Annotated in this window: 3 protein-coding genes; all 3 read left to right on the top strand. The window is 48.8% G+C overall.

Annotation, left to right across the window (positions count from 1 at the left end):
- The coding region (locus AC0QH1_RS07780) for a reverse transcriptase domain-containing protein (protein ID WP_324630459.1) at positions 1-680 on the top strand (680 nt) is incomplete at its 5' end.
- Positions 616-1227 carry a CRISPR-associated endonuclease Cas1 gene (gene cas1, locus AC0QH1_RS07775; protein ID WP_324630458.1) on the top strand — a complete coding sequence of 204 codons (612 nt, stop codon included), beginning with the start codon at positions 616-618 and terminating at the stop codon, positions 1225-1227. The genes AC0QH1_RS07780 and cas1, both read left to right, overlap by 65 nt.
- On the top strand, positions 1227-1670 hold the full coding sequence (cas2, locus tag AC0QH1_RS07770; RefSeq protein WP_324630457.1) for a CRISPR-associated endonuclease Cas2: 444 nt from the start codon (positions 1227-1229) through the stop codon (positions 1668-1670). The genes cas1 and cas2 overlap by 1 nt, the downstream gene beginning before the upstream one ends.
- Positions 1671-1894 lie beyond the last annotated feature (224 nt).

Genomic DNA, 1894 nt, shown 5'->3' with positions numbered 1-1894 from the left:
CATTGTTTTTAGTCGGTTTTAACCGACTTTATATGTTAGACGGGGGTTTTAACCCCCGTGGGGTGTTGCAACTACAGCGCGATCGCATCGTTCAGCAGGCGTTATTGCAGGTGTTGCATCCGCAAATGGAACCCGAGTTTGAATCCTGTAGTTTTGCCTATCGACCGGGGCGCGGCCACCATCAGGCAGTCCGACAGGTCGCCTACTGGCGCGATCGCGATTATGACTGGGTGTTGGATGGCGATCTTGTCAAATATTTCGATAACGTCGAGCATCCGCGCCTCTTGGCAGAGGTGGCAGAACGGTTAAATCTTTCTTGGGTACTCTCTTTGATTGACGCTTGGTTGAATGCCGGAATCCTTACCCAATCCGGATTGATTTTACCAGAAAAAGGTCTGCCTCAAGGGGCGTCAATTTCGCCACTTCTCTCGAATATCTATCTGGATGATTTTGATGAAATTATCTGTGCTTCTGGATTGAAGTTGGTGCGCTACGCCGATGATTTTGTGGTGATGACCCGGAGTCGCAACCGGATTGTGGAGGCACAGCAGCAAATCGCTCAAATTTTGGATGGCATGGGATTGCAATTGCATCCACAGAAAACTCGCATCACGAATGGCGATCGCCGGCATCACTCGCGATTTAATTGCTATCGAAAATGCCAACCTCACCTTAGATGAATTGCGCGGGTATGAAGGCGTGGCAGCAACGCGCTATTTTCAAGCGATCGGACGACTGATTGCCAATCCGGGATTTACCTTTACCCAACGCAATCGCCGTCCGCCCAAAGACCCGGTAAATTCAATGTTGAGCTTTGGTTATACCCTGCTGTTTAATAATGTTCTCAGCTTTATTTTAGCCGAAGGACTCAATCTCTATATCGGCAATCTCCACCGTTCTGAGAAAAAAGAACCCCGTCTGGCGTTTGACTTGATGGAGGAATTTCGCTCTCCCATCGTCGATACTCTGATGATTAAGCTGGTTAACCAAAAAATCCTGCGCCCTACGGATTTTACTTGGCCGAATCAAGAGGGCGGGGTCTACCTGACTCCCGCAGGGCGGCGCGTTTTTCTCAAACATTTTGAGCAACGGATTTCGGTGAAGATTTCCCATCCCGATGTGAAGGAAAAAGTCTCGTACCGACGAGTGATTCAATTGCAAGTGCAGCGGTACAAAAAAGCCCTGGTCGATGGGGTTCCTTATGAGTCGTTTATTCGAGTGGACTGATGCTGGTATTAGTAGTTTACGATATTCCGGATGACCGTCGTCGGTTGAAGTTGGCTGCGTTTTTGGAAGGGTACGGGCGACGGGTGCAAAAATCCGTATTTGAGTGCTTCCTCAGTTTGGCGGAAATGCAGCAACTGCATCAGAAAATGAAGCACTTTGTCAAACTCGAAGAGGATGATGTCCGATTGTATTGGATTGGGGAAAGCGCCCTTGCCAAAACCCTGACCCTCGGTAGCGACTTGCCCCAACCCCCCCCAGTTTCTACATTATTTAGGCGGTCAATCCACTCCACCCCCCCCAGGTTTCACCCCTGGGGGATTTTTTTGCCCCTCCAACCCTCAACGGTGGCGGACAATCAACAATCAACAATCAACTTTCCCCTCAAAACTGCTAAACTTCCAATAGGGAAGAACGTCTTTTCAAAACAAACTGCGGATTTATAAAGATTTGTAAATCCGCAGAGGTCAGCCAATCCCCGAAACCCGCATTTTGTCGTTGACCTATGCGGATCGACCCCAGAGTAAGGGTTTCGGGCAACGAGTCCGATGGTTATTCTCAATAACTTGAGTGCCCACCCTACGATGGCGAGACTACGATGGCGAGACCACTTACTGATTAGTTAAAATCGGACTCGTTAGAAACTCAACTGTTACGAACCCTTCATCCA

Source organism: Phormidium sp. CCY1219 (assembly GCF_055795085.1).
Note: the sequence above shows the minus strand (reverse complement) of the source record. Positions and strands in the feature narration are given on the sequence as shown.